At 39.0% G+C, this 23,776-nt stretch carries 21 protein-coding genes; all 21 read right to left on the reverse strand.

Going from position 1 to position 23,776, the window contains the following annotated elements:
• Positions 1-72 precede the first annotated feature (72 nt).
• Entirely contained in the window at positions 73-687 is a 615-nt protein-coding gene (locus tag AC07VK_RS11800; protein WP_492954853.1) for a trimeric intracellular cation channel family protein, read from the reverse strand.
• 92 nt (positions 688-779) lie between these two features.
• On the reverse strand, positions 780-1,079 hold the full coding sequence (locus tag AC07VK_RS11805; protein WP_025145767.1) for an FtsB family cell division protein: 300 nt from the start codon (positions 1,077-1,079) through the stop codon (positions 780-782).
• 166 nt (positions 1,080-1,245) lie between these two features.
• Entirely contained in the window at positions 1,246-2,541 is a 1,296-nt protein-coding gene (eno, locus tag AC07VK_RS11810; protein WP_029278432.1) for a phosphopyruvate hydratase, read from the reverse strand.
• A gap of 290 nt (positions 2,542-2,831) precedes the next feature.
• Positions 2,832-3,683, reverse strand: a complete 852-nt coding sequence (locus AC07VK_RS11815; protein ID WP_492960590.1) for a DUF2911 domain-containing protein — start codon at positions 3,681-3,683, stop codon at positions 2,832-2,834.
• 62 nt (positions 3,684-3,745) lie between these two features.
• Positions 3,746-4,267, reverse strand: a complete 522-nt coding sequence (locus tag AC07VK_RS11820) for a GNAT family N-acetyltransferase (protein WP_492960592.1) — start codon at positions 4,265-4,267, stop codon at positions 3,746-3,748.
• Between the two features lie 43 nt (positions 4,268-4,310).
• Entirely contained in the window at positions 4,311-5,720 is a 1,410-nt protein-coding gene (dacB, locus tag AC07VK_RS11825) for a D-alanyl-D-alanine carboxypeptidase/D-alanyl-D-alanine endopeptidase (RefSeq protein WP_492960594.1), read from the reverse strand.
• 80 nt (positions 5,721-5,800) lie between these two features.
• On the reverse strand, positions 5,801-6,403 hold the full coding sequence (locus AC07VK_RS11830; RefSeq protein WP_492960596.1) for a CDP-alcohol phosphatidyltransferase family protein: 603 nt from the start codon (positions 6,401-6,403) through the stop codon (positions 5,801-5,803).
• A gap of 66 nt (positions 6,404-6,469) precedes the next feature.
• Entirely contained in the window at positions 6,470-7,459 is a 990-nt protein-coding gene (locus tag AC07VK_RS11835) for an aspartate-semialdehyde dehydrogenase (RefSeq protein ID WP_131530532.1), read from the reverse strand.
• A gap of 551 nt (positions 7,460-8,010) precedes the next feature.
• Complete coding sequence (locus tag AC07VK_RS11840) at positions 8,011-8,880, reverse strand: sugar phosphate isomerase/epimerase family protein (protein WP_492954859.1); 870 nt, start codon at positions 8,878-8,880, stop codon at positions 8,011-8,013.
• Between the two features lie 9 nt (positions 8,881-8,889).
• Entirely contained in the window at positions 8,890-9,765 is an 876-nt protein-coding gene (locus AC07VK_RS11845) for a sugar phosphate isomerase/epimerase family protein (RefSeq protein ID WP_492960598.1), read from the reverse strand.
• A 10-nt stretch (positions 9,766-9,775) separates the two neighbouring features.
• Positions 9,776-10,666: a hydroxypyruvate isomerase family protein gene (locus AC07VK_RS11850; RefSeq protein WP_057933971.1), complete on the reverse strand. Its 891-nt coding sequence runs from the start codon at positions 10,664-10,666 to the stop codon at positions 9,776-9,778.
• Between the two features lies 1 nt (position 10,667).
• Positions 10,668-11,909, reverse strand: a complete 1,242-nt coding sequence (locus tag AC07VK_RS11855; RefSeq protein WP_492954861.1) for a nucleoside permease — start codon at positions 11,907-11,909, stop codon at positions 10,668-10,670.
• 178 nt (positions 11,910-12,087) lie between these two features.
• Positions 12,088-12,768 carry a 3-keto-disaccharide hydrolase gene (locus tag AC07VK_RS11860; RefSeq protein ID WP_426325563.1) on the reverse strand — a complete coding sequence of 227 codons (681 nt, stop codon included), beginning with the start codon at positions 12,766-12,768 and terminating at the stop codon, positions 12,088-12,090.
• A 102-nt stretch (positions 12,769-12,870) separates the two neighbouring features.
• Complete coding sequence (locus tag AC07VK_RS11865) at positions 12,871-14,328, reverse strand: Gfo/Idh/MocA family protein (protein ID WP_230146305.1); 1,458 nt, start codon at positions 14,326-14,328, stop codon at positions 12,871-12,873.
• A gap of 31 nt (positions 14,329-14,359) precedes the next feature.
• A complete protein-coding gene (locus AC07VK_RS11870) occupies positions 14,360-14,746 on the reverse strand; it encodes a c-type cytochrome (protein WP_492960600.1) in 387 nt (128 codons plus the stop codon).
• Between the two features lie 94 nt (positions 14,747-14,840).
• Positions 14,841-15,899, reverse strand: a complete 1,059-nt coding sequence (locus AC07VK_RS11875) for a sugar phosphate isomerase/epimerase family protein (RefSeq protein ID WP_492954863.1) — start codon at positions 15,897-15,899, stop codon at positions 14,841-14,843.
• Between the two features lie 9 nt (positions 15,900-15,908).
• Positions 15,909-17,066 carry a Gfo/Idh/MocA family protein gene (locus tag AC07VK_RS11880; protein ID WP_492954864.1) on the reverse strand — a complete coding sequence of 386 codons (1,158 nt, stop codon included), beginning with the start codon at positions 17,064-17,066 and terminating at the stop codon, positions 15,909-15,911.
• Positions 17,067-17,147: 81 nt separating this feature from the next.
• Positions 17,148-18,848: a GMC oxidoreductase gene (locus tag AC07VK_RS11885; protein WP_492954865.1), complete on the reverse strand. Its 1,701-nt coding sequence runs from the start codon at positions 18,846-18,848 to the stop codon at positions 17,148-17,150.
• Between the two features lie 25 nt (positions 18,849-18,873).
• Positions 18,874-19,458 (reverse strand): gluconate 2-dehydrogenase subunit 3 family protein, encoded by a 585-nt coding sequence (locus AC07VK_RS11890; protein WP_215131336.1) that lies wholly within the window; start codon positions 19,456-19,458, stop codon positions 18,874-18,876.
• A gap of 279 nt (positions 19,459-19,737) precedes the next feature.
• Positions 19,738-20,643, reverse strand: coding sequence for a TIM barrel protein (locus AC07VK_RS11895; RefSeq protein ID WP_492960602.1), 906 nt, complete (start codon positions 20,641-20,643; stop codon positions 19,738-19,740).
• 49 nt (positions 20,644-20,692) lie between these two features.
• Positions 20,693-23,623, reverse strand: coding sequence for a TonB-dependent receptor domain-containing protein (locus AC07VK_RS11900; protein ID WP_492960604.1), 2,931 nt, complete (start codon positions 23,621-23,623; stop codon positions 20,693-20,695).
• Between the last annotated feature and the right edge of the window lie 153 nt (positions 23,624-23,776).

Below are 23,776 nucleotides of genomic sequence, written 5' to 3' on the forward strand. Positions count from 1 at the left end.
AGATGGTATTCAATTACATTTGAAAGTGTCAGATGGTAACATCTGACACCACGAATAAAACTCCGAACTGTTTTAGTGCCATTCATCCCTATAAACAAACTTAGGCATGTGCCATTCGAAGCGGATGGAAAGTAATCTAAGGGCTAATCCGATTATAGCAGCTGTTATGGTAGCCAGCATCTCGCTTCCGTGAAAATGCTCTATGCCGATATAAACGGCACCGGTAACTATCGCAGCACTGGCATAAATCTCTTTTCTAAAAAGAAATGGAACTTCATTACAGAGTACATCACGAAGTACGCCGCCTGCACAACCCGTAATCATTCCGCTAAAAAGTACAATTAAATAGGGTAGATGGATTTCCTGCGCAACCTGGCAGCCAATGATAGTGAAAACCACCAAACCTAAAGCATCAAGGTAAAGAAAAAGCTTTTTGAGTTTAGTCATGATTGAGGCAATAAAAGCGGCAAACAATGCTGCTACTGCGGTAATTACCAAATATTCGGGATGTTCTACCCAGCTCATTGGATAATGGCCAAATAATACATTTCTAACCGTTCCACCGCCTAATGCCGTTACCCAGGCAATAATGCAAACACCAACCCAATCCATATCACGTCTGCCTGCAGAAAGTGCTGCGGTCATGGCTTCAGCGGTTATGGCAATAATGTAGAGGATGTGGAGCATTCGGATGGTTAACTGTTTGATTGCTTAATCGGTTAACTGGAAGGGGAATTGTTCTATGGTTTAACTGCCAACTGAGAACTGCCAACTGGACACTAATCCTTCTTCTCTTCCTGAATAATCACGAAAACATCTTCATTGTCTTTTTTCATGAAGTATTTTTCGCGGGCAAATTTTTCAGCCGTATTCAGATTGGTATTCAATTCGTTTAAATCTTTTTTAACCTGAGCGGTTTCTTTCTCGAAATATTCCTTTTCTTCCTGTAGTTTATTGGCCTGACTGCGGTATTCATACTGCGACATCATATCGTTTTTGTCGAAAAATAGCATCCACATCGCAAAAGCGACAGTAGCAAGGAAATATTTATTGCGGAAAAGATCTATTAAACGTTTCATATATTTTGATATGAGATTTTAGATGTGAGATTTGAGAAAACCCAAATCCAACAAACAAATATAGTATTAAAATAAAAACATCCGAAGATTTAAAATCTCCGGATGTTTCGCAAATAAGTTTTTCAACTTGTTAACAATAGCGACGGGTTTAAACCCAATCCTATAATTATTTCTTAGCGTATTTGAATTTTGAACCGATGAAACGAGCGTTTTCACCTAATTCTTCTTCAATACGTAATAATTGATTGTATTTTGCAATCCTGTCAGAACGTGATGCAGAGCCAGTTTTAATCTGTCCACAGTTTAATGCAACAGCTAAATCAGCAATCGTAACATCTTCAGTTTCGCCAGAACGGTGACTCATTACCGAAGTATAGCCATTGTTTTGTGCTAAAGTTACCGCATTGATGGTTTCAGTTAAAGAACCGATTTGGTTTACTTTTACCAGGATCGAGTTGGCAGTAGCCTCATCAATACCACGTTGTAAACGGGTAACATTGGTTACAAATAAATCATCACCAACCAATTGCACATGGTCACCAATTTTATCGGTTAAGCTTTTCCAACCAGTCCAGTCGTTTTCGTCCATACCATCTTCGATAGAGATAATTGGATATTTTGCAGAAAGATCAGCTAAATATTGTGCTTGCTCTTCGCTAGAACGAATTACCCCAGTAGCACCTTCAAATTTGGTATAATCATATTTACCATCTTTGTAAAACTCAGATGATGCACAGTCTAAAGCTAAACAGATTTGAGAACCTGGTTTGTAACCAGCAGTTTCAATTGCTTTTAATACTGTTTCAATTGCATCTTCAGTACCATCGAAAGTTGGTGCAAAACCACCTTCATCACCTACTGCAGTAGATAAACCTCTATCATGAAGAATTTTTTTCAAGCTATGGAAAACTTCAGTTCCCCAACGTAAAGCCTCAGAGAAAGATGGAGCGCCAACTGGCATAATCATAAATTCCTGGAAAGCAATAGGCGCATCAGAGTGTGAACCACCGTTAATGATGTTCATCATCGGAATTGGTAAAGTGTTTGCGTTAACACCACCAATATAACGGTATAATGGTTGACCGATTTCATCAGCAGCAGCTTTAGCAGCAGCCAAGGAAACACCTAGAATAGCATTAGCACCTAAGTTACCTTTGTTTTCGGTACCATCCAGGTCTAACATGATTTTATCAATTGTATTTTGCTCAAAAACATCAATACCTCTTAATGCATCAGCAATTTTAGTATTTACATTTTCTACAGCTTTTAAAACACCTTTACCTAAATATGTAGATTTATCTCCATCACGTAATTCAACAGCCTCATATTGTCCAGTAGATGCACCGCTTGGTACAGCTGCACGGCCAAAAGCGCCTGCCTCTGTTACTACTTCAACTTCTACTGTTGGATTGCCTCTCGAATCGAGAATCTGTCTGGCATGGACATTAACGATTATGCTCATTTTTTATTTGATTTTTTATTGATTTTTTAACCTGCTTAGTGTATAAAGTACAATTACTAAGCGCAACATCAAAGTTAGTATTATTTTTAAATAAATAAAGCGTTTTAAGGGTTAATGTTACGATAGCTGTTCAAGTTAACCAGTGGTTAATTTTAAGTTAATATTGGCTGTCTGTATGCCGGATGAAGGTCGTCATCTCGACTGAAGCGCAGTCCCGAATTTTCGGGAGAGAGATCTATGTACAATATCAAACAGATAGATTTCTCCGCTGCGGTCGAAATGACGGTTCTTTATTTTTTAGCTTGCGCCAAAAGTTCAGTGTTTAAGCGAACATATTCATCAATATTTTGCGCTTTTGCAGCATCAATGCCTTGCTGCGCAGTAATTGCAGCACCGGCTTTATCACCCGTTTTTAGTTGGATACGGCCTTTCCATAGTTTAAACCAGGGTGCTTTCGGATCTGATTTTTCTGCTTCCGTCATCCATTCTAAAGCGGTTTTTAAATCTTTTCCATTCTGAAAATAATACAAAGCAGCATTAAAATAGGGCTTTTTTTCGCCTTTCATCGCCTCAGCAATATTCGCCATTACTTTTTCATCAATAGAAGTGGTAATGTTAAGCGCATAGGCACTATTTTCCCACATCATATTTAACTGTGCCGAAGTTTCGCTAACAGCCGAAAATTGCATGGTTAAGGTTTCTACTTTATCCTTTAAAGCTGTCGTTTTTACTTTTACACGCAGTACATCGTCACTTTCTTTATAGGTATAGGCACCCCATTGATCGGGCGTTTTGCTAAAAATAACCGTCCATTCGTTTTTGCCCGGGATACTGAACAGGCCATATTCGCCGGCAGGTAGGTCTTTGCCTTCAATTTTAACGGCATCTGTAAATTTTATGCGTGTTGCTGCATTTGCACCGTTGCGCCAAACTACGCCCATAGGCTCCATGCCGCCAAAAATTTTTCGGCCTTTCACATTCGGGCGAGAGTACATTAAAGTTATTTTTCCCAATCCAAAATCCTGGATAATGGTTTGTCCGCTACTCGGTTGTGGAAACTTGACTCCTCCTTGTGCGTTTACGAAATCTGTTGCACCTAAAAGTGCAACAAACAGCATTACTGATTTGATCGATAATTTCATTGTTTTGTTGTTTTTGGTTTTATACTAATTTACGCAATAAGCTTCGAGTTTAGCAAAGTGTTTTAATTCTGTTCTTTGCTTAGCTGATGTTTCCTAAATCCAAAAATCAATTCATCAAAATATTCACCATTTTTAAAAATGGTTCCTTTCAACTCGGCCTCGAAAATAAAACCTGCTTTTTTCAAAACCTGTTGCGAGGCCAGGTTCGTATGTGTAGTCCGTGCGAAAATTCTTTCAATATCGAAAGTGTCGAAGCCATATTTAAGCATTTCTTTTATGGCAAGCGAAACAATGCCTTTGCCCCAAAAATCCTCGGCAATCCAATAGCCTATTTCTGCACTTTTGCTGTAAATATCGGCCAGTTGATGTACGCCTATCGATCCGATTACTTCATTGTTAACGACAATAGCCTTGATTTGCAAAGGTTCGTGGCTTAAGGCTAATCGAATAAAAGCCTCGCCATCTTTTTTCTCATAAGGAAAAGGAAATTTATTGGTTAAATATTTCGAAATATTGAAATTGTTGGCATGTTTAACCAAACTTTCAACATCAGTAGCTTGGTATGGGCGTAAAGTAAACCTCATTTTATTTTTCTTCACCAATTATACAATTAAAACAATAATCAATCTACTTCAGCGCGTCTAATACATTGAACAATTTCTTATTAATTCCGCTTCCGCTATAGTTATTGATGTTAATAACGATTACATATTTATTGCCAGTAGCATCAGTATGATAGCCTGCAAATGCCGAAACATCATTTATCGTTCCGCTTTTAATTTTCATACCGTTGTATTCGGGTAAGGCCTTATAATAATCTGCGAACCAGTTTTCTTTCTGGATCTGGAAAAGTATATTAGCCATAGCCGAAGTTGTTATTCTGTCGCCTGGAGAAAGTCCGCTGCCATCAATAATGTTTAATGCCGTCTTATCAATGCCTTTATCTGCCCAGAAATTGATTTCGGTTTCTGCTCCTTTACTTGTTGTGCCTGCTTTTCCTGATTTTATTGCAATGGTTTTTAAAAGTGATTCGCCATATAAATTGATGCTTTTCTTTAGAAACCAATAGGTCATTTCGCTTAAACTAGGTGAACTAACGGTGTTTATTTTCTGTGTAACTGAAGGAATGACTTGATTATTCAAGGTCATTAACCTCGCTGTTGTGGCTTGCTGGCCGGTCGAAATACCTAACCTTTTCAAAGTATCCTGTAAACGGTAAGCGCAATCGAAAGCAGGGTCGGGGAGGGCTACAGAAATGCCAGTTTTGGCAATGCCTATTCCCCAGCTTCCGCGGAGGTAAGCAACATTACTGTAAGGTGGAAGAAAAGCGTAACTTCTATCGCCAGAACCCGAACTTCCGGTTTTTAGTTCATTTATGATCTGCACATAAGGTGTTGCCGGAACTGTTTTTACTACCTTCACTTCATCTGCTGTTCTACTTCCGGGTTTCAAATGAATATCAAATTGATTTTCGCGCCAGGCTAAGCCAGATGTCCCGGCACCATAATAATTGCCAATATCCTGCCAAACCCAACCTTCGGGTGTAGTTTGCGTACCGAAAATACGGTCATCACCAATTATTGTACCTTCAATTTTTTTGATTCCGGCAGCTTTTATTGCAGTAACCCACTGCGTTAAAACGGCATTCTCTTTGTTTTGATATCGCCAGGAGCCCAAAGTTGGATCGCCGCTGCCAATAATGATCAGGTTTCCTTTTAATATTCCATCTGTAGTAATTGTTCCGGTATAGGCCAATGTGGTTTGGAATTGAAAATCCTTCCCTAAAATACTAAAAGCCGTTGCCGCAGTAATGGTTTTTAGCGTAGAAGCAGTGGCCAGACCAGTCTGTTCATTTTTTGCATACAATGTTTTGCCCGTATTGGCATCTAAAATGCAAAGTGAAGCGATGGCATGTTTTGCCTGTTCATCGTTTAATAAATTATTGAAGGCTTTTTCGAGGTTCTGAATTCGGTTTTGGGCAATTGTACTGTTTGCAGCAAAAACTAGAAGCAATAGGGGATATATTTTTAATCGCATAGAGATTTTATCCGTTGAAGATCAGCAAAGATAAAATTAATTAAAAGGCAATAGTTGTTATGATAACATCTTTACAAACATTACCCATTGAACAATTTATTGCGTTTAATTTCTTTTCCCTTTCTCAATTTTACTGCGTGATAAATGGTAGGTACATCGTTGGTCCATTTTTTTAGCGTGAAAACGATGGCAAGTATTTCTATTCGAGTTGCCAAACCGAGCCAAAAGCAAATCTCAGATAATACCACCGATTCGCAATGCACTATAATTTCGACCAAAGTGGCAAATATAGTCAACGTCCAGATTTTAGCGCCGATAGAATGCGTAGCGATTTCTTTTCTGAATTTGATATAGCTTAATGCATAGGTTGAAGCTTCGAAAGCACCAAGGACAATCAGCTTTACCAGGTTGACTTTAAAAAAATCGGGACATTGGATATAAGTAGCAACCGCAACCGAGATAAAAAATACCTGATCAATACTGGAGTCTAAACGTCGTAATTTTTCGGAGGAGATATTGAGTTTTCTGGCAATTATTCCATCGAATACATCTGTTAATAAACCAATCGATAATAATGTGATTGCAAGAAAAGAATAATGATTGACGTGAAAAGAGCTTAATAGAATTATTATAAAACCAATCAGTGACCTGGAATATATTAAAGCGATTGGAATATCTTTCATGGTGGAGAGCGGGTATAAAAAAAGTCCTCCGATTTTACATCGGAGGACTTTTTTTGAGGTTATTGATTAAACTAATTCTTTCTGAATTAGATATTCGGCAATCTGAACGGCATTGGTTGCAGCGCCTTTGCGTAAGTTATCTGCCACAATCCAAAGATTTAAAGCTTTAGGTGCCGATTCGTCTCTACGGATACGGCCTACAAAAACCTCATCTTTTTCATGCGCATCCTTAGGCATTGGATATTTTAGGTTGGCAACATCATCAACAACGATTATACCAGGTGATTTTTCTAAAATACTGCGCACTTCAGCTAAATCGAAATCATTTTCAAACTCGATGTTTACCGATTCTGAGTGACCGCCCATTACCGGGATACGAACCGTAGTAGCGGTAACTTTAATGCTATCGTCGCTCATGATTTTGTTGGTTTCCTTAACCATTTTCATTTCTTCTTTGGTATATCCGTTTTCCATGAAAACATCAATATGAGGAAGAACATTTAAATCAATTTCGTATGGATAAGCTTTAGGGCCATCAATGCCTTTACGCTCATTCATTAATTGCTCAACCGCTTTAACACCTGTACCGGTAACCGATTGGTAAGTAGAAACCACCACACGTTTAATTTTGTATTTATCGTGTAAAGGTTTTAAAACCACCACCATTTGAATGGTAGAACAGTTCGGGTTAGCAATGATTTTATTATCGATAGAAAGTTCGTGTGCATTAACTTCCGGTACAATTAATTTAATTGCAGGATCCATTCTCCATGCAGATGAGTTATCGATAACGGTTGTTCCAGCTTCTTTAAAACGTGGAGCATGCTCCAATGAAGTATTTCCGCCTGCTGAAAACAAAGCGATATCTGGTTTCATGCTGATTGCAGTATCCATGCTAACAATTGGGAACTTCTTACCCTTAAAAGTAATTTCCTTGCCAACACTCTTTTCTGATGCTACGGGAATCAACTCTGTTAAAGGGAAATTTCTTTCCTCCAATACTTTTAACATGACAGTGCCTACCAATCCGGTGGCACCTACTACTGCTACTTTCATTTTAAATTTTAATTATATATTATTAAACATTTGATATAAGCCCAAATATGCTAAAAATTAAGCTTATATCCCCATTGTTACCAATTAAATTTGCTTTTAATATTTAAAATCTTACTTTTTTGGTAGAAAATAAGGTGAGAAAGATTAGGTGTAATTCGATTTAGGAAGGGCTCGGTGGTCTTAATGCCGTTTGCGCTCGTTTCCTAACGAGTGCATTAATAGCTATACGATTTTATCGATTGTAAACGACAAGCTATTCAACTCTCCGTTAGTAAGTTGCTTGATTTTTTTGTTTTGGAAAGCATGTTACTGTGTATATCGGTTCCGAAAGTCCTGCTATCCACTTCAAGCCTCCACTGCGTTACGGGCTTTCCGTTACTATCAGGTTTAGATAACTTAGATCAGCAGTTCTAACCTAAAATATATTGTTGAAGAATTGAAGGTTTGCTGTTTTGGAGATAGATCTCTCCATTCCGCTATGCTTCAGTAGAGATGACGATAAGTGCAGAAAACCCCGCAAGTTTTAGAAACCTGCGGGGGCTGGATAAGTTTTAAATCAAATTGGCTTTGATATAATCGCAGCTTGTTTTGATCGAGCCAACTGGATCAGGTTGGTAATTGGTTTCGTGCTCTACAAAGAAATGTTGCATGCCCGAAAGTTTTGCCTGGGCAAAAATGCTTTTAAAATCAATAGCACCTTTGCCTACCTCGGTATTCCATTCAGGTTTGGCTTTGTCCATATCTTTAACGTGCCACATTGGGAAACGGCCTGGGTATTTTTTAAACAAGGCTAGCGGATCGTTACCTGAGCGTACCACCCAGTATAAATCCAATTCAAAATTGACCAGATTTTTATCGGTTTCGCTTAAGTAAACATCATAACCGGTAGTATCACCTAATTTTTTAAATTCGAAATCGTGGTTGTGGTAGGCGAATTTTAAACCAGCAGCTTTTGCAATTTCGGCAACCTTATTAAAATCATCAGCGGTTTTCTTAAAGCCATCTACTCCTTTACTCATATCTACATGTGCACCAGCGATGGTAAAGTATTTACCACCAATGGCTGCTGAAGATTCGATATCTGCCTTTAATCTGTCTGTTTTTCCGGTTTTTACAAAATCATCCATATGGTAATGACCACTTGGCGCTTTTAAGCCGTTTGCATTTAATAATGCTTTAAATTCTTTGGGTGTTAAGCCCCAGAATTTTCCATTAGAAAAACCATAGGTTTCTACCTCTTTATATCCGGCCTGTGCTACCTTTTCGATAATGCCTTTTACATCTTTTGGCAGTTCATTACGTAAAGAGTACAATTGTAAACCAACATTTTTACTTGCTTTATCAAAAGCAAACGACGGGATTAACAATGCCGCTCCGGCAGCCAATCCTGCCTGTTTTAAGAATGTTCTTCTTGAATTCATCTCTTAAATTTAAATAATTTCTTTTTTAATGTATGTACAACTGGCTGTAACAGAGCCTATTGGGTTTGGCTTGTAATTAGTTTCGTGTTCTACAAAGAAGTGTTTCATGCCCGAAAGTTTGGCATCAGCAAAAATAGGTTTGAAGTTGATAGCACCTGTTCCTACCTCAGCATTTAAGGCTGGATTTGCTTTATCCATATCTTTAACATGCCACATGGTAAAACGGCCCGGATTTTCTTTAAATAATTTGATCGGATCGTTTCCTGAACGTACTACCCAATATAAATCAAGTTCAAAATCAACAAGATTTTTATCGGTTCCTTTTAATAATATTTCGTAGCCAGTGGTATCGCCTTGTTTCTCGAATTCGAAATTGTGGTTGTGGTAAGCTAACCTGATACCCGCTTCTTTGGCCAATTTTCCAGCTTCGTTAATTTTAACCGCAATTTTTTTGTAGTCGTCGGCACTTTTTCTAATGCTTTCATCTAACCAGGGAATGGTTACATATTCGCTTCCAAGCACTTTAGCGGCAGCAATTGCTGCTTTTAACTCTTCAGTGTTTCCATCAGTTAAATAGCTGCCTAAACCGTAATGACCGCTTGGTGCAGTTAATCCGTTATCATCAAGCAATTTTTTGAATTCGGCTGGTGTTAAGCCCCAAAATTGATCCTTTATAGAGAAACCATAGGTTTCTACCTCTTTAAATCCTGCTTTTGCCACTTTAGCTATGGTGCCTTTTACATCTTTCGGAAGCTCATCTCTTAAAGAATATAACTGCAGACCAACTGATTTTTTATCGGAAGCCACACAAGCAAATGATGGAACCAAAAGTGCTGCAGCTGCAGCCATACTACTGTTTAAAATAAAACTTCTTCTTGATAACATAGGTGTATTTTTAAATGTCGCAAATAGAAACAGCCTTTTTAAGCGAGGCTATTTTATCTGCATTTTTAGGTATAAATTCTTGTGCAACGAAACCTTTAAAGCCAGTTTCGGCAATGGCTTTCATTATTGCAGGATAGTATAACTCCTGCGTATCATCGATTTCATTTCTGCCCGGAACACCAGCGGTGTGGTAGTGGGCGATGTATTGATGGTTATCTCTGATGTTTCTGATCACATCGCCCTCATCAATCTGCATATGGTAGATATCGTATAACAATTTGAAGTTTTCAGATCCTAAGCGTTTGCAAAGTTCAGCTCCCCAGGATGTTCTATCGCATTGATAATCTTTATGGTTAATTTTGCTGTTTAATAACTCCATTACCAACACAACATTGTGCTTTTCTGCCAATGGGATTAATTGTTTCAACCCTTTAACGCAATTGTTCCAGCCTGTTTCGTCATCTTTACCACGGCGGTTTCCACTAAAACAGATTAGATTTTTGTAACCTGCTTCGGCAACAAGCGGAATCATTGCAGTATAATTTTGAATTAACTTTTCGTGGAATTTTTCGTCGTTAAAGCCATCCACCAAATTAATCTCCGCACCATTGCACATGGTCGATTCTAAGCCATGTTTTTTTAAAGTCGGCCAATCTTTTGGTCCAACTAAATCAATGCCTTTAATGCCTATCTTTTTAGCTTCAACACAAAGCGTTTCTACATCCAAACCGCTAAAACACCAACGGCAAACGGCATGATTAATATTTCCTTTTAGCCTTAGTGGCTGATCTGATTCTGATTTATCCATTGCTAATGCTGAAAATCCTGAAGAAACACCAATCGCAGCGGTTCCTGCAATGATGTTCTTTAAAGCATTTCTTCTATTTACGTTCGATGCCATATTAAGCAGTTTTAGGTTCTATTTCAGCTTTGGATTTATCGTTGAAAACCAATGCAAATAATAAAAATACCACTAATGCGATTCCTGCAGGGATAATCCAGATCATTTTCCAATCCATCACGCCATCTGCTGCTTTGTAGGCATCAGAAATTTTACCTGCTACGGCAAATCCAATTAACATTCCTACGCCGTAAGTAGCTAAGGTAATTAAGCCTTGGGCTGAACTTTTAAAACGCTCGCCAGCTTTAGAGTTAGTATAAATCTGTCCTGAAACGAAAAAGAAATCGTAGCAAACACCGTGTAATGCAATTCCTAAAATCAGCATGAAACTCAGTTCGCCTGCATTGCCGTAAGCAAATAATGCATAACGTACTGCCCAAGCCAGCATGCCCACCAAGATGGTCATTTTAAAACCGAATCTTTTAAAGAATACTGGGATAAATAATAAGAAAATAACTTCTGAAGCCTGACCAATAGTCATTTTTCCCGTAGGGTTATCCATACCGATATTGGAAAGAAATGGATTTGCATTTTGATAGTAAAAAGCCAGAGGAATACAGATCAAAATAGATGAAATAAAGAAAATCAAGAAGTTTCTGTCTTTCAAAAGCTTTAAAGCATCAAGACCTAATACATCAGAAACGGTAATTTTTTCGTCTGAAGATACTTTAGGTGGCGTTTTTGGTAAGGTAAAGCTGAATAAACCTAAAGCTAAAGATACTATCCCAGCCATTAGGAAAGTATTTTTCAATAAGCCAGCTTCTGTACCTTCTTTTGAATCCCAATGGAAGAAATAACTGATTAACAAACCTGCAGCAATCCAGCCTAAGGTACCCCAGATGCGGATTGATGAAAACTCTTTCTCCGGATCTTTCATTTGATTGAAAGAAACTGAGTTTACCAAAGCCAGTGTTGGCATAAAAAGGATCATGTAGCCCAATACGTAAGGATAAAAAACACTTACATCAGTAGCATTATACATTTGATACATTAATACTGCACCAATAATGTGTAATACCCCTAAAATTCTTTCAGCATTAAAATATCTGTCGGCAATTAAACCTACAATAAAAGGAGCAATGATGGCGCCCCAAGATTGAGTTGAAAATACAGCTCCGGTTTCTGATCCCGTGGCTTTAAGGTTGTTTCCTAAGAAAGTCCCAAGTGTTACAAACCAGGCGCCCCAGATAAAAAATTCCAGGAACATCATGGCAGAGAGTTTGAAGCGAGTAGTGCTATTCATTTGGTTTATATAAGATTAGGTTTAAGGTTTAAGGCGTAAGGTTAAAGCAAGGGATATAAAACCCTCAATCTTTTACGCTTACGCCTTCATCCTCTTTTTTATATTATTAAGTTTTAGGCATTATTGTTGAAGCGAAGGCTATGACCTTCAACCTTATACCTTCCGCCTTCAACCTTATTTACAGTTCTTTAATAGAGATGTTTTTGTACCAAACTTCATCTCCGTGATCTTGTAAGGCAATTTTACCTGTTTTAAAAGTGCCCCAGTTTTCCCATGTTGCAAATTTGCTGCCTGCAACAATCTTTTTCCAGTTATCATCCCAAAGGGTGGTTTTTACTACTTCAACACCGTTTAAAATTAGCGTTAATTTGCCCTTTTTGCTAATGATTTCTGCTTTATTCCATTCGCCAACAGCTTTAACAGGCTCTGATGAACTTTTTACCAGATCGTATAAATCGCCGGCACGGTGTTTTGTAATTTTTCCATCCGGGTGTCCATCGTTATCAATAACCTGCATTTCTAAACCCGTAGAATAGGTAGCATGGTATTTAGGTTCTTCATGGACGTAAAAAATTAAACCGCTATTTGCTTTTGGAGCCACTTTCCATTCATATTTTAAATGGAAATCGCCGTATTCTTTGTCAGTAACCAAATCGCCGCCGCCATCTTTACCTTTGGTTGCTAAATCTAAATGCAGGGCACCATCCTGAACCTGCCAGGCGCTACCAACCGTAGTTTTGTTGTAAGTATGCCAGCCTGTTGTTGTTTTACCATCAAAAAGTGGCTTAAAGCCCTTTTGAGCTTTTGATATTTGTGTTACCGCTAACAAGATGCAAGCAGAAAGAAAGATTTTTTTCATTTTTTTTAAAATAAAACCTGATAGGATTAATTCGAAGTTTTTAATGTTTTCAAAGGCCTCATTGAGGACTTCATCGTTTAAAAACCGATCAGGTTAGGATAATTAAAGAGTTAAATTGTTCCAGCCTTTACGGTATTCGCGTTTTACAAACTGGTTGGCTTCGTCAAAATTGGTAACCTTCATATTGTCGTTATCCCAAAGCATTTTAGTGTATCTGCCTGGGTAAGTTGTCTTACCGTTTACCGTTTTTTGGATATCGAAACTTCTGATTGCCAAATTTGCCATCAGTAAAGCTTCTGTTAATGGACCGGCAATTTCGAAAGGCGAACTTACTTCTTGCTTGCCATAACCCGCTATTGCCGCTTCAACCCATTGTTTATAGTGCCCGTTTGCGCCATCTGGTACACGGGTATATTTTGGTGCCACTTTAATGTCTTTGTTTTTACTTAAAGGCAATAATTTTGGGTTTGCACTATATGTTTCTGACATCATTTTGCCTTTAGTTCCAATAAACAATGTGCCATTACCGCCATCGCCAAAAGTTTCGTTTGCTTCTAATTCTTCAGGGCGTTCTGGTTGGATACCACCGTCCATCCAGTGTAAAGTAACATCACCTTTGGTTTTGTCTGTTTTAGGGAATTTTAAGGTAACATGGCTTGATGGAGGGCAGCTTTCAGGGAAATAACCACGTTTAAATTCATCTACATAAACAGAACCTACACTGGCCTGAACTTCTTTTGCATATTTTAAGTTTAATACGCTAAATGGAGCTTCGATTAAGTGACAGCCCATATCGCCCAGGGCGCCTGTGCCATAATCCCACCAGCCACGCCAGTTAAAAGGGACCAATTTGTCAATATAATCTTTTTCGGGCGCAGTGCCGAGCCATAAATTCCAATCTAATTCAGCAGGGATTTCGGCTTTTTTTGTTGGGCGAGGAATGCCTTGTGGCCAAACTGGTCTATCAGTCCATGCGTAAACCGTGTGTACATCGCCAATTAAGCCGGCTTCGTACCATTCTTTCATTTGGCGTGGACCATCGTTTGATGCACCTTGATTTCCCATTTGGGTCACCACTTTATATTTTTTTGCGGCAGCGGTTAGAATCCGTGCCTCATAAATATCATGTGTTAAGGGTTTCTGTACATAAACGTGCTTCCCCAGTTGCATAGCTGCTAAAGCTTGGATAGCATGATTATGATCAGGAGTAGAAACAGATACAGCGTCGAAATTTTTATGTTCCTTATCTAACATTTCGCGCCAATCTTTATAGTATTTTGCTTTAGGGAAAGCTTTAACACTATTTGCTGCACGGCGATCGTCTACATCGCATAAAAAGGCAATGTCTGCTTTTCCGCTTTTGTAAAACATGCTTAAATCGCTTTGGCCTTTTCCGCCAACACCGATACCGGCAACCAATAAACGATCGCTCGGTGCCAGATAACCGGGTCCACCTAAAACATGGCGGGGCACGATCATAAACGCAGCAGCGGCAATAGCTGTAGTCTTAATAAAATCACGACGGTTACTCGTGTTTTTATTTTCTTGCTCTGTTTTCATATAAGTAAATCGATTTGCTAACTGGGGTCGATTATTTTTTCTTTAACGATAAGATATACTTTACCATTAATTTTGCATCGTCTTTTTTAAGGGTAGCGTGAGCAGTCATTGGCATATTGCCCCAAACCCCTGTTCCACCTTTAATGATTTTATCGGCTAACATGTTAATGTTTTTCTCGGTAGCCGGATATTTTTTTGCAATTTCTACGTATGCAGGACCAATAATTTTGTTAGTCTTGTTATGGCAACCCAAGCAGTCTGATTTGTTGATCAGTTTTTCACCTGGATTTGATTGAAAAGCAGCATGACTTGTTACTGTTGCAGCTGCAACCACAGTTTTCTCCTTCGCTATATCAGCTTTTGAAAACGACGCCATAAAAATGACTACGGCACCTAAAATTAAAAATGTTTTTTTCATGTGTGTTTATTGTTTTTATTGTATTCAAGCTTGCATAAGCGGTAATATTTTGTTAGTTTTTGCTTATGCAGGTTTTCATTTTGTGTGTGTTTTGTTAATCTTGTAATCCTAATATCCTTTTATTGAAAGCGCTATCACTACCCGATGCTGCAAAATCATCAAATGCTTTATCGGTTACATTAATGATGTTCTTTTTGATAAATTCTGCGCCTTCGCGGGCACCATCTTGCTGGTTTTTGATACAGCATTCCCATTCCATAACGGCCCAACCTTTAAAATCATATTGCGCCAATTTACTAAAAATGGTTTTAAAATCAACTTGGCCATCACCTGGTGAGCGGTAACGACCGGCTCGGTTTGCCCAACTCTGGTATCCACCAAAAGTGCCCTGTCTGCCCGTAGGGTTAAATTCTGCATCTTTAACGTGGAATGCTTTTATGCGTTCGTGGTAAAAATCGATGTATTGAATGTAATCCAATTGTTGCAACACAAAGTGTGATGGATCATACAATAAGCATGCCCGAGGATGATTATTTACCGCGGCGAGGAACATTTCGTAGGTTTCGCCATCAAATAAATCTTCTCCTGGGTGTATTTCATAGCAAACATCAACACCACATTGGTCGAATTCGTTTAGGATGGGTGTCCAGCGTTTTGCCAATTCTGCAAAACCTTCTTCAACCAATCCTGCCGGGCGCTGTGGCCAAGGATGAAAATATTGCCACAATAATGAACCGCTAAATGTGGCATGCGCATTTAAACCTAAGTTTTGAGAGGCTTTAGCTGCATATTTCATTTGTTGTACAGCCCATTCTGTTCTTGCTTTTGGATTTTTGTGTACTTCTTTTGGTGCAAAGGCATCAAACAGGTCATCGTAAGCAGGGTGTACCGCAACCAATTGACCTTGTAAGTGTGTAGAAAGTTCAGTGATTTCTAAACCGTAAGAAGCAATTTTTCCTTTCAGTTCATCGGCATAGGTTTTGCTTTCGGCAGCCTGCTGAAGATCAATAAATCTTGCATCTAAAGTTGGCATCTGAATACCTTTAAAACCTAAGCCTGCTGCCCATTTACAAATGCTGTCTAGGGAGTTAAACGGGGCTTCGTCGCTTATAAATTGAGCTAAAAATACCGCTGGTCCTTTTATCGTTGTCATGCTTGATTGTTATAATTTATAATCTAACCACTTTTGGTCTGATTGGCTAGAAGCCACTACATTTTCGATAAATGCCATTCCTCTAATGCCATCATCAGTACCTGGAAAGTCTAACATTGCGGCAGTAGGTTGCTCGTTATTCAACTTTGCATCTACTGTTAATGCAAAGTTTTTATAAATATTTGCAAACGCTTCTAAGTAACCTTCTGGGTGACCGCCAGGTGTTCGGGTGTTGTGCTGTGCGAAACTGCCCATATAACCGTTACCCGTTCTGTAGATTTGAGCAGGTGCATTTAACCATTTCACAATTAAGGTGTTCGGTTCCATCTGGTGCCATTCTATGCCACCTTTTTCGCCATATACTTTAATTTTTAATGCATTTTCTTCTCCGGCAGCAATTTGAGAAGCCACAAGAACACCATTGGCACCATTGTCGAATTTTAACAATACGTTTCCGTCATCGTCAATAGCTCTACCTGGAACAACAATACTTAAGTCGGCACAGATTTTTGTGATTTTTAAACCTGAGATATACTCTGCCAAATGAGCGGCGTGTGTACCAATATCACCCATGCTACCGCTTTTTCCGGTTTTAGATGGATCAGTGCGCCAGGCTGCCTGTGCATTTCCTTCACGCTCAGATAAAGTACTTAACCAGCCTTGAGGATATTCGACGATGATTTTTCTGATTGCACCTAAAGCACCTTCGCTAACCATTTGTTTGGCCTGTTTAACCATTGGGTAACCCGAGTAGGTATGCGTTAAACATAACGTTAAGCCCGTTTCTTCTACTTTAGCTTTCAGCTGTTTTGCTTCTTCCAAAGTTAAAGTCATTGGTTTTTCGATTACTACGTTAAAACCTTTATCCAAAGCCATCATTGCAGGGGCAAAGTGGGCGAAGTTTGGGGTAACAATGGTTACAAAGTCAATTTTTTCATCTGCTGGCAATTCACTTTCCTTCGTCAGCATTTCTTCGTAATTGGTGTAGATTCTGTTATCGGGAAGGAAAAGTAGCTTTCCAGATTCATATCCAATTTCAGGATTTACACTTAAAGCTCCGGCAGATAATTCAATAAGGCCATCCATATTGGCAGCCAAACGGTGTACGGCACCGATAAAAGCGTCTTTTCCACCGCCTATCATGCCCATTCTTAATTTTCTTTTCATTTTTATAAAAGGTGTGAGGCGTAAGGTGTAAGGCTTAGGGCAATTTCCCTTATACCTTAAACCTTACGCCTTTTACCTTGTCTAGATGTTCTTTTTCTTTAATTCTTTTACAGCGTAATCGCAGGCACGGGCAGTTAAAGCCATAAATGTTAACGATGGGTTTTGGCAAGCGATTGATGGCATACAAGATCCATCGGTTACAAAAACATTATTTACTTCGTGCATCTGGTTCCATTTATTCAGTACAGAAGTTTTCGGATCATTACCCATCCTTGCGGTACCCATTTCGTGGATCGCCATACCTGGATAACAGCCATTATCAAATGTTTTGATGTTTTTCATGCCAGCCTTTTCTAACATTTCAGCAGCATCATTCATCATATCAACACGCATTTTTTTCTCGTTCTCTTTGTACTCGCAATCGATAGCCAATACGGGTTGTCCCCATTTGTCTTTTTTGGTTTTATCGATGTATACCTTATTTTCGTAGTAAGGTAACATCTCTCCGAAACCGCCCAAGCCCATAGACCATTTGCCTGGAGTGGTCATTTTTTGTTTTAAATCTGCTCCGAAAGAAAGTTCAGCTACATCATTCTGCCAATTTGCTCTGCTTGCACCGCCCTGATAACCAAAACCACGCAGGTAATCACGTTTATCGTTGCCGATATTCTGATACCTAGGGATATAAATTCCGTTTGCACGGCGTCCATAAGTGTATTTGTCATCAAAACCTTCGGCGTCTCCAGATGCGCCGCAACGGAAATGGTGGTCCATTAAGTTGTGTCCTAACTGACCACTTCCATTACCCAATCCATTTGGATGAGCTTCTGATGTAGAGTTTAATAAAATGAATGTTGAGCCTAATGTAGAACCATTTACAAAAACGATTTTAGCATAAAATTCCATCGTTTTGTTCGTTTCGGCATCAATAACCATTACACCTTTCGCTTTTTTAGTGTCTTTATCATAAATAATATGATTTACGATAGAGTATGGTCTTAACGTTAAACGTTTGGTTGCCATAGCTGCAGGAAGGGTAGAAGATTGCGTGCTGAAATAGGCACCAAACGGACAGCCACGGCTACATAAATTTCTGTACTGGCAATTGCCACGGCCTTTATGTGGTACCGTTAGATTGGCAACACGGCCAATCATCATAATCCTTTCTCTTTTATAGTGCTCTTCGATACGTGCCTTAACCGATTTTTCTACAATGTTTAAATCCATTGGAGGTAAAAACTGTCCGTCAGGGCAGGTAGGCCAGTTTTCTTTTGAACCACTGATGCCCGCAAAACGTTCTGCATAATCGTACCATGGTGAAAGTTCTGCATAACGAACAGGCCAATCGCTTCCGTGTCCGTCTTTTGCATTATCTTCAAAGTTATGATCGCTTAAACGATAACTTTGGCGGCCCCACATTAGCGATTTTCCACCAACGTGGAAACCACGGTACCAATCGAAACGTTTATCTTCGGTATATGGGCATTCTAAATCGTTTACCCACCATTTTTCATTTGCTTCCTGGTAAGGATAATCTCTTTTTTGTACCGGGTGAGTACGTTTTTGCTCTTCGGTAAGTTTTCCGGCATGTTTAAAATCCCATGGATTTTTCATTGCCGTTTCGTAACCGGTAATGTGCTCAATGTTCATTCCTCTTTCGAGCATCAACACGCGTAAGCCCTTTTCTGTAAGTTCTTTGGCAGCCCAGCCACCGCTAATTCCCGATCCTATAACAATAGCATCGTAAGTATTTTCTGCTTTTAAATTTGTATTTAAATTCATGATGTTTTGTTGTTGTGGTTAGAAATTAGGTTGCCCAGGATTTTTGACCTGGTTTTAATGGCGCATTGCCATCATATCGGCCTGGAATAAGCACATATTCGCGTGCTTTGGTGCAACCAATTTCTGAAGAATAATAACCAAGTAGGGTTAAATCTCTTGCGGTAATAAAAAAGTAAGCTAAATCTTTATTCTCTTCTGATTTGCTCTCTTTTTGGGCAAGCGCGATTGCCCTTAAATCGATCATTAGTTTTTTACGGTCGGCTGGTGTTAAAGTGATATAACTTTTTCCAAAATCTTTCATTGATTTAGCCTGAAGATCTTTAAAACCTTGCGCAAATGAGGTTTGCATGGTAGCAGGGTAACAATCTTTCATCATCATCGGGATAAACTTCCCTAAACCTGCAGCCTTGGCGCCCGCAGACGATTTGGTAGTAGGAACAATAATATCAGCGAATTCAGCAAAAATTTTTTCATCTTCCAAAGAATAGAGGACAAAGTTCTTTTCGTTTTCCGGGAGCGTAAAACTTTCAAATAAAACGCCCATTGTACTTGCTGAGATTGCTCCTCCCAGCAAAAATGCAACGTTTTTGAGTGCTTCTCTTCTGTGCATCGTCTTTATGATTTTATATATTGGTTACTTATGTGTTGAATTAGTAATATTAGAAAAAATATAACGGAAAGAATAACTTTTTTAAGTTAAATTATCGCTGTGCAATGTGATTGTTACTTGGTAGAATTATTCTAAATAAATGATTTTTTGTCGCTCTAATAGTATTTAAACCGTGTTTTTATGTCGATTTAACTTGGTGTAAAAAGTACATTTAGTACTGGTAAGTATATTATTTACTAATAAATCTAAAAACACCGGGTTTTTAAGGGGAAAATCTGCTTAAAGTAGGTTTTTTTTGACGTAGTTGTAGCTTTCTGCTATACTCTCATAAGGTGCTTTCCTGATGATGTCCTGTTCTGTGAAAATATAATCTACTCCGGCCAATTTAGCGGCAGCAAAAATGTGCTTGAAATCTATCCTGCCAGAACCCACTTCCACGAAAACTGCTTTGTCTGTTTTATCCATATCCTTAACATGAAACATTTTATAACGGCCCGGATTTTTCTTGAACATATCAACAGGGTTTAAACCTGCATTTACCGCCCAAAAGATATCGAGTTCAAAACCTACCAGTTTGGCATCGGTTTCAGCGAGCAGGATTTCATAGCCTGTAGCCCCATTGCCCTGATCTTTGAATTCGAAGTTATGGTTGTGGTAAGCTAATTTTAATCCTGACTTTTGGCAAAGCTCAGCCGCCTGGTTAAATTTTGAGGCCATGCGCTTGTAATCATCCAATGTTCCATTGGCCCTGATATCGGTAGGCAAAGCTGGGATAACGAAATATTTCTGGCTAACGGTGGCTGCGGTTTCGATGTGCGATTTTAGCACTTTATCGTCTCCAGAGGATAAAAATTCAGTTAGGTTATAGTGGCCGCTAGGAGAAGTGAGGCCATTTGCTTTTAATAAGGTATTAAAGTCTTTTGCTTCCAAACCCCAAAAACCTTTCATTTCGTATTTGCCAGGATAACCATAATAGGTTTCTACCTGGTTATACCCAATTTTAGCTACCTGTTCGATGGTGGCTTTTACATCAGCAGTTAACTGTTCCCTTAAAGTGAAAAGTCCGATTCCGATTTTTGAAACTTTAGCGGGCGCTGCTAAAGCCTTCGTAACTAATGATGGACTTAAAAAAACTGCTGCACTAGCAAGGCTTACCTTTTGTAAAAATGATCTTCTTGTTGTCATGATGTTTTAGAATTAAAAAAACCGGAGCGTAAACTCCGGTTTTATTTTGTTAGAATGAATAAGCTAATGATCCCCAGAACGTACGTTGAAGTAATGTTCTGCCAATCATTAATGTGCCAGGGGTTACGGTTGAGAAATCTCTGAACTGATCTCCGCGAACATCGCCCTCTGTCAACACTTTTGCATTTAACAAGTTGTCTGCCCAAAATCTTATTGAAATCTTTTTCGTAAAATTATATCCTGCTCCGGCTTTCATGACCACATAGGATGGGAGTTCATAACTGCCGCTAGGTGAGGTAAAGCGACTGCCAACATAATTGGCTGCCACGTACAGGTTAAAGTTTTTGTAATCATAGTTGGCACCTAGCTCTGTATTCAATACAGGTACCCTTTCGGTTCTTTTTCCAGTAAAACTATATACACGGTCGCCAAATTCGGCAGCTACAGCGGCATTTCCACTTGTATTTGCTTCGTAATCGGTATATTTAGAATCTTGCAGTGTTCCGGTTAAGCGCAAGCTCAGCGGTTTGAATATTTTGTAAGAAACTTCATACTCGGCACTCCATGTACGTGTAGAGCCAAAGGCCACCAAAGCCTGTGTGCCAGCTGCGGCTGTAGGCACATTAATCGTTAATGAAACATTTTTAATGGCAGAATAACTTCCTGATGCAAAAATGGCCAGATTGTTTTTGGCATATTTAAAACCTACTTCACCTAAATAAACCGGGCGTTTTTTAATGTTTGCACCGTTATATCCTGAAGCATTATAATCGCCTATATTAGGAGCGTTATAGGCTTTTGTAGCCCGCGCAAACATACTTGCCGTAGTGCTTATTTTATAATTTGCACCAATTGATGCTGCCCAGTTGGTTAATGTTTCATCATAGCTGGTATAACCCAATATGGTTGGAGTTGCTGCTGCTGCAATATTTACTGTGCCGTTTGCATTAAGTGCATAATAAGGTCTGTCCCCCTTAACATTCTGGTTGTCAATTCTGGCTCCAATATCTAAACGCCATTTTTCGGATATTTTAATCTCATCGCCTGCATAGGCTGATAATGTTCTGGTATTGCCAATAAAGGTGTTTTTGGTTTGAACGGTTCTTTCTGCTGCTGTTGGCGATTGCAAAATGATGCTTGGGTGCTCTTTAAATTCTGTAAAAGACCTAAATGCATAGCGTAAATCATCGCGATTGTATTGGTGAATACCTGCACCGATATTTAAACTATGATTTTTAATGGTCTTTTTCAGGTCCAGATAATCAACAATTTGAACATCACTGTTAATTTGTCCCTGTGCGTTTGATGTAATTACATAATCGCCAGTTACAAACGGTGCAACGGCGCCTCCAGGGTAATAGTAAGGTGTAGCCACTGTTCTGGCTGTAATTCCAGCAGGAACAGTATAGGTTGAGTTTGTATGGGTATTTTGATAACGGAAATTGTTTACAATCTGCCAGCCATTATCGGTTAAATAGTTGAACTGTAAACCAGCTGAGCCCAATTTGGTATGGATACCATCTGTTAAACTAAAATTATGGCTTCCGGTTGCGGGATCGTTATAACTCCATTCGGTTTGAACAGGTAGGATCGATTGTGAAGCCATATTATAATCGCGGTAAGTGGTTGGCTTGCCAGTACCATCGTAAGGGTAGTAACTCGTTAGTAAGAACTGAACTTTATCATTCAGGTATTTACCATACACCCTGAAAAAACCCTTGTTGTTCTTAAAATTAAAAGTCATGTTGCCTTTAACCTGTCCGCCCTGGTTGGCCGGATTAAAGCCCTGATCTACCACGCCGTTATCGGTACGGTAAAAACCACCAATGTTATATTTAATCTGATCGTTTATTTTGCCTCCGGTATTCCCATCAAAACGGTATAAACCTTGCGAAAAACCAGTGGTAAATTTAAACTGGCCATATTGTTTATCGGCGCCCACGTAACTGATGTTATTCACTACAGCACCTGGCGTATTGGCCTGAATAATTGAGGCATTACCACCTCTAACCGCTTCGATATTCTGAATGGTTAAATCTGTTTTATAGTATTGATCTACAGATGGGTTGGTGTTGAAACCTGTTGGTAAAAGCGGTAAACCATCTTCCTGAATGCCCAGAAAGATATATCCGCCCTGCTGCGGAAAGCCCCTTACCCAAACATTTCCCGGACCGTCTCCACCCGTACTTTCTACCGTTAAACCTGGTATGGCTTTTAATAAATCGGTACTATTTAATGGTGCTCTGTTGGTGATATCTTTATTGCTCACCGAGGTTAAGGCCACACTGCTTTCTAGCTTTTTCTTTGGATTACCGCCGGTTACCATCACACTTTCCAACTGTAGGTTATCTTCTGACAGGCTGATATTTAGGTTTTCGTCGGCATTACCTGGTGATAGGTTTACTTCTTTGGAAATGAAACCTACGTATCTCACCACGATGACACGGCTATCAACAGTTAAGCCTTTTAGTGCAAAAGCACCATTTTCGTCGGTTGTGGTCCCGATTGATTTCCCTTTAACGGTAACCGATACCCCAGGGATGGCATTCCCTTTACTATCGGTTACTTTTCCGGTAACAATGCCTTCAAAGGCTTTTAGTAGTTCGAGGTTGTTATTGGCGGGAATAGAATAGAGCAGAATCTGATCTTTAACTATCCTATATCCCACGTCATAACGTTTTAGCGAATTCTCAAGAAAGTATTTAAGTTTTTGGTTAACCACATTAATAGAAACTTTACGGTTGGAGTTTATTAATTGTGGGCTGTAAACAAATTTAACATTGGCTAGGTGTTCTGTTTTTTCTATAATGGTTTTAATATCTGTTTGATCGGCTTTGATCGAAATTGATTTGTTCAGAAAATCTTGTGCGTCGACATTTTTGGCAAAAGCACCACAAGTAAAAATTATTATTGCAAGTATTTGGTAAATCGAAACTCTCATTGCATATATCGCCAGCGAAATAAGTTGATTTTTTTTCATAAATTTGGTTATTGTTCATTAAATGATTGGATTTATTGGACATAGAAATACCATGAATACATTTCTGATGTATTTAACTCGCCGGCAATGCCCCACATTGTCGGCTTTGTTTTTTAGAAAAATATTATGGAAAATGGAGCCGCGGTTATGGGC

The organism is Pedobacter sp. GW821-FHT01D05 (genome assembly GCF_059422505.1).